Raw genomic sequence first — 6,386 nt, 5'->3', positions numbered from 1 at the left:
CATGCTTCGAAGCCTTGAAAGCCGTATAGAGGCCGGCAAGGCCGCCTCCAACTACGATATAATCAAACCGATTCATTCCGGACAAATTGATATGCCCGCAAAGATAAAGCAAATAAAAGGTTATCCGAAGGCAGAAAGACTGAGAGTCAGGGCAACCGCATCAAAAATTTCGAGAAAATACAAGTTGCTAATTTTCAAATGATTGCATTTCGGAGATTATACTCAAAGATAAAGAATGCACTCAAAACTATGATTGATAATCAGGCACTTACATTTTGATGCGGTTGCCTTGACTGAGAGTAAGCTAAAGGTCCAAAGGTGGAAGCGATTAATACAATTACGAATAAAAAAAGAAGAAGCTCCCCGAATTATTTTCGGGGAGCCTGTTCTTAATGTTTTCACAACGGAATAAAATCCTTGTTGGGAAATGCTTCAAATTTAGTTATGCAAACTTAGTGCAAATAATTGACTTGACAAAATGTGATCCAAACCATAGTTTTATTTATTTTTGTGTGAAAAACTTTTTCATGGTTTTTTATTCCAACATTACAAAGAAACATTAAAAGGTCTGTAAACACCTATATCACAATGAAAAAAATTCTTGGATTAGACCTCGGGACGACATCTATCGGATCGGCTTACGTATTAGAAGCAGAAAAATCTGCGGAGCAAACGAAAATAGTCTATCTGGGCACACGAATCATCCTTTCATCGGCAGATGCTGAAAATTTCAGCAAAGGATTATCTTGCTCACCAACAACAGACCGCACATTCAAACGCTCCATGCGCCGAAGACTTCAACGGTATAAACAGCGTCGTTCAAGTTTGATACAGCAATTCAAAAAAATCGGGATAATAACAAATACCGAGCAGATAATTCGGGAGCCCATCTCAGAGACCCACGAGCTTCTGAGAATACGTTCCAAAGCGGTATCGGAGCGGGTTTCACTTGAAGAGTTTGCCCGTATTCTCTTGACGATTAATAAACGCAGAGGGTACAAAAGCAATAGAAAAACAAGTAAGAGTACAGAAGAAGATGGTAAGCTTGTCGATGCTATGGCTGTAACTAAAGAGCTTATAAAGCTCAAGAAGACTCCCGGACAGTATATGTTCGAACGATTTAAGCGGGGCAAATATGCTGAAATAGACTTTTATCCTTTCGATCTTATCAATGAGCTAAAGCAAATCTGGGAAGTACAAGGACAAAAATATCCGGACGTCCTTACAGAAGACCTACTAAGCTCACTGTTAAAGCAAAAGACGGGAAAGGCAAAAGAACTCATATACTCCAAATCAGACCTTAATCCGGCTGAAGTACCAATCGATTATCAGAAAGGGAAAAAACTACGCAAAACCATTCTCAACAAATATTTTGCATACGAAAGTCGAAGCCTTGCTGCCACAAATATCATTCCTGTAGAGCAAGTAATAACCGCGATAGTAGCCATCTGCAAACAAATCAACAATAGCAGTGGCTATTTAGGAGCCATTGGGGATCGTAGTCGGGTATTGTATGCGAATAACCAGACTATTGGACAGTATTTATATGAAAGAATAAAAGCTAACCCGCATGACAGGATCAGGGGAGAAGTTTTTTATCGGCAAGACTATCTTGATGAATTCGATCGTATATGGGAATGCCAACAAAACTATTATCCGACAATATTGACCAACGATCGCAAACAGTTTATACGCAATCGAATCATTTTTTATCAAAGACCGCTCAAATCGAAAAAGTCGGAATTGGCATTCTGTGAATTCGAATTACGGGAAGTAGAACACAATGGCAAGAAATATACTGAAGGATTGCATGTCGCACCGAAGTCTTCTCCTGTTTTCCAGCACTTCAGATTATGGCAAAGATTGGGACAGATAGAAGTGTCCCCTCTTAGAAAATGGAACAAACAGAGTAACGAGTTATTTGAACAACAAAATGATACAGACCAAGAGAGAATACTCAACACAGAAGCTAAACAAAAATTATTCAGCTACCTGAATCTTCTGGATCACCTTACAGATAATGAGATTCTGAATATCCTCGGCTATAGTCCGGATAAGTGGAAAATCAATTTCCGTGAGATCATCGGTAATAGGACGAATAATTCGATGATGAAAGCTTTCTTCAACATGAAAGAAATGACTGATGGAGAACAAATCGATTGGGAAAAAAATCTGACAAAGATCACCAATGGACAGAGCTTGATATCTCCAGAACAAATCGTAGACCTTATTCGCCAATTCTTTGAACGTGAAGGAATAACGACTTCGCTTTTATATTTCGACCCCACAACTGATAACTTCCGTGAGCAATCCCACCATAGTTTATGGCATTTACTCTACTCTTATGAAGACGACAACTCTCCGACAGGAACCACATCTCTTTGTAAGACTTTAGCTAAGCGCTATGGTATTCCTCATGAGTTATGTCCACTCTTAGCATCTTTGACTTTCGAGCCACAGTATGGATCTCTCAGCACCAAAGCTATGCGCAAGATACTCCCTTTCATGCAAGAAAATGGATATGACAAAGCATGCGAATTGGCCGGCTATAGACATAGTGCATGGACGACAAAGGAGGAGAATACTGAACGTACGCTGAAAAACAGCCTACCCCTCCTTCGCAAGGGCTCTCTTCGCAATCCTGTTGTTGAGAAAATCCTCAACCAAATGACACACGTCATCAATACGCATATTTCTGAATACGGCAATCCGGATGAAATTCGCATTGAAATGGCTCGCGACATGCAAGCCAATAGCAAACAGCGAAAAGCGATGACTACAGCCATCGCTGAGGCAACCAAAAGGAATACACAATTTATTGAAGAAATACAGAAAGAATTTGGATTCAATCCTTCTAAAAATGACCTGATCAAGTACAAGCTATGGAAAGAGTTAGCACCATTGGGAAGTAAGACTCTCTATTCGAATACATATATCCCCAAAGAGGAACTATTTACCGCCAAATTCGAAATAGAGCACATTATCCCGAGAGCACTTTTCTATGACGACAGCTTCTCCAACAAAACGTTGGAGTTGAATTCTGTTAATAAGCTAAAAGGGAATAAAACGGCTCTGGATTATATGGATACGCTTAGCCAAGAACAGGCCAATGACTATGTAATACGGGTAGAAGAATTAAAAAAGATCGGAGCCATCACGCAAGCCAAGTATAAAAAACTCCTTATACGAGAAAAGGATTTGGGGGATGATTTTACCAATAGAGATCTTACTAACACTCGCTACATCATCCGACATGCTGCCGACATGCTTCTGCAGGTCACTCCTTCGATTGTACACACCAATGGCAGTATCACTGCCATACTTCGTAGGGATTGGGGGTTGCTCGATATTTTGAAAGAGCTGAATCTGCCGACATACGAGTCTATTGATCGCAAGATTTCTGATCCGAAAGAAAAACTGACTGAAAGTGTCGAGCGAAAAGACGGACAAGCCATTAAAATGATCAAAGATTGGAGCAAACGCGATGACCATCGACATCATGCTATGGACGCCCTCATCACGGCATTGACCACCAGAAAGCATGTACAGTATCTAAACGGGAATAGTGGTGCAGAGGAGACTGATAAACAGCAAAAGCTCACACAATTAAAAGCCCTTAGAAAACAATTAATTGGATCGGACGGTCATTTCATCCCTCCCATGCACGACATCCGAGTACAGGCTAAAGAAGCCCTATCACGAGTAATTATTTCCACAAAAGCCAAAGGAAAAGTTACAACGCCTAATACCAATATTATCTGCAGTCGAGACAAAACAACGGGACGCAAAATCCATGTCAGACAAATAACCCTAACCCCTCGTGGAGCCTTACATTTGGAGACTAAATACGGTAGCAATCGCTATTATCAAGAGAGAGAGATTCCTATCGGCTCAAAACTCACAGAGGAGGAAATCCGCTTAGTTAGTTCTCCAAAGATTAGATCCATGCTGTCGGAAAGATTACAGGTATTCGACAATGACCCCAAATCTGCCTTTACCGGTCGTAATTCCTTAGATAAAAAGCCTCTTGAAGACAAGAATAAGAAGCTCCTATACGCAGAAAAAAAAGTAAAACAAACAATTTTAGAAAATCGATATGTAACACGTAAGCAGATCGACAAAGACCTGAAACTAGATAAAGTAATAGATGTGGGGATCAAACGCATCTTGGAACAAAGACTCCTACAATATGGGGGGAAACCGGAAAAAGCATTCTCTGACTTAGAAAATAATCCGATCTGGCTGAATGAAAAAAAGGGTATCGCAATCAAATCCGTCCGCATCAGAGGGAAAAATAATGCCATTCCGATCCACCAAACTGATACCTGTCCGATTGACTACGTAGCCAATGACAATAACCACCATTTGGCTGTATATGTACTGCCCGATGGCTCTATAGAAGACGATATCGTCACCTTCTTCGATGCGGTAGAGCGGTCTCGCCAAGGACTTCCTATCGTTGATAAAAATAAGAACCAGTCTCTGGGTTGGAAGTTTCTTTTCAGTATCAAACAGAACGAATACTTTCTATTACCTCAGCAAGCAGAGAAAATAGATATCGATACAGGTGAAATATCCATGCAGACAACCTTTTCCCCTAAAGATCTTAGCCCTGAATATATTATGAATCCGGATAATTATGCTGAGCTTGCCACCCACATTTTTAGAGTTCAAGCCATTTCTAAAACTCGGCAAAAATCTGGAGATGTACGAATATATTTATTCAAACAACAATACATCTCAGGGAGTCAAAAGGATTCATTACATCTCAAAGGGATAACCTATCGTCAAATTAGTTCAGCCAAAGACTTGGCAGAATTGGTTAAAATTCGCGTAAATCATTTAGGGCGAATCGTTGCTGTAGGAGAAAAGTAAAAGATTTTGGCAATGATCAAACGAACGCTTTATTTTGGCTCACCAGCCTATCTCAGCCTAAAGCTCGGGCAACTTGAGATAAGACTACCGGAGGTTGAACTGACCGACAGTCTGCCTGCGCATATCAAAAAAGCCGGTCGCCAATCAATTCCGATAGAAGACTTGGGCATCGTTGTATTGGATCATAAACAGATCACCATAACCCAAGCCTTATTGTCTGCTCTGATCCAAAACGGCTGTGCCATCATTAGTTGCGATGACTCCCACCATCCTACAGGGATGCTGCTGTCCTTTCTCGGACACTCGGAATTAGGCGAACGTGTACATGATCAGATAGGAGCCTCCCTGCCTTTAAAGAAGCAAATGTGGCAACAAACTATTCGAGCTAAGATTGCCAATCAGGCTGTTGCTCTCAGCCACACCACCAAGCAGCCCCATCCAAATATGCATGCTTGGATAGATCTGGTAAAATCCGGAGATGCTAATAATATCGAGGCGCGTGCAGCCGCATATTACTGGACTAATATTTTCCCAGAACTCCCTTCTTTCAAAAGAGACAGAGAGAGTGATTGGACAAATAAGCTGCTCAACTACGGATATGCCATCGTTAGGGCTATGGCTGCAAGAGCGATTACAGCTGCAGGACTATTACCTTCTGTCGGGATTTTTCATCACAACAAATACAATCACTTCTGTTTAGCGGATGACCTGATGGAGCCTTACCGTCCCTATGTGGATATTTTGGTTTATCGGTTAATTCAAAAAGACATAAAAAATCCACCACTCAGTTTGTCGTCCGAGCATAAAAGAGAGCTTCTGAGTTTACCTGTTATGGATACCATCATCGATGGCAGAACTCATCCCATGAGCATCGCCATGCACCATAGTGCTACATCCCTATATCTATGCTTCGCCGGCAAAGAGCGAAGAATACTCTATCCTCATATGTGATGAGTCAATACATATCCAGATATTCAGCCTATAGAAGTATGTGGGTAATGGTATTCTTCGATCTACCTACGGATACTGCAGCCGACAGGAAACGTGCAGCAACCTTTCGCAAAAACCTGATTAAAGATGGTTTCGAGATGTTCCAATTTTCTATATATATTAGGCGCTGTGCAAGTAGAGAGAATGCAGAAACACATTGCCGACGAGTCCGTTCTGCTATTCCTGAAAAGGGCAAAATAGGTTTGATGACAATCACAGACAAACAATTTTCGGCCATGGAGATCATTTGTGGGAAAGGAAGAGAATATTATCAGCCGCCCCTCCAACTTGAGCTTTTTTGAATATATCCTAGCATCTTTTGCGGAATTAACCCTTTTTATCTGGGGTATAGAAATTAAAAAGCCGAGATTTCTCTCGGCTTTTCGGTTACACACAGATGTTTTTTTCTTTCTCTCAATCCCTCTCTATATCCTCTATTACAGGTGATTACGGGGATTCTGCTGTGCGTTGCAACAAAATTACTAAATCTGAAAGCTATTCCCAGTTTTCTATCTATATTG

Annotated in this window: 4 protein-coding genes; all 4 read left to right on the top strand. The window is 41.0% G+C overall.

Features of this window, described 5'->3' with window-relative positions:
• On the top strand, positions 1 to 202 hold a 202-nt coding region (locus F452_RS12470; RefSeq protein ID WP_033317205.1), incomplete at its 5' end, for a hypothetical protein.
• Positions 203 to 588: 386 nt separating this feature from the next.
• On the top strand, positions 589 to 4,875 hold the full coding sequence (gene cas9 / locus F452_RS0110215) for a type II CRISPR RNA-guided endonuclease Cas9 (protein WP_018966096.1): 4,287 nt from the start codon (positions 589 to 591) through the stop codon (positions 4,873 to 4,875).
• Between the two features lie 12 nt (positions 4,876 to 4,887).
• Complete coding sequence (gene cas1 / locus F452_RS0110210) at positions 4,888 to 5,826, top strand: type II CRISPR-associated endonuclease Cas1 (RefSeq protein ID WP_018966095.1); 939 nt, start codon at positions 4,888 to 4,890, stop codon at positions 5,824 to 5,826.
• A gap of 11 nt (positions 5,827 to 5,837) precedes the next feature.
• On the top strand, positions 5,838 to 6,167 hold the full coding sequence (cas2, locus tag F452_RS0110205) for a CRISPR-associated endonuclease Cas2 (RefSeq protein ID WP_200880542.1): 330 nt from the start codon (positions 5,838 to 5,840) through the stop codon (positions 6,165 to 6,167).
• Positions 6,168 to 6,386 lie beyond the last annotated feature (219 nt).

It is taken from the genome of Porphyromonas gulae DSM 15663 (genome assembly GCF_000378065.1).
GTDB classification, from domain to species: Bacteria; Bacteroidota; Bacteroidia; order Bacteroidales; family Porphyromonadaceae; genus Porphyromonas; species Porphyromonas gulae.
This window is presented reverse-complemented; position numbering and strand designations above follow the sequence as displayed.

Bases quoted from the DNA above. Each gene is read 5' to 3' on its own strand.
- cas9 (WP_018966096.1), top strand. From the start codon at position 589: ATGAAAAAAATTCTTGGATTAGACCTCGGGACGACATCTATCGGATCG.
- cas1 (WP_018966095.1), top strand. From the start codon at position 4,888: ATGATCAAACGAACGCTTTATTTTGGCTCACCAGCCTATCTCAGCCTA.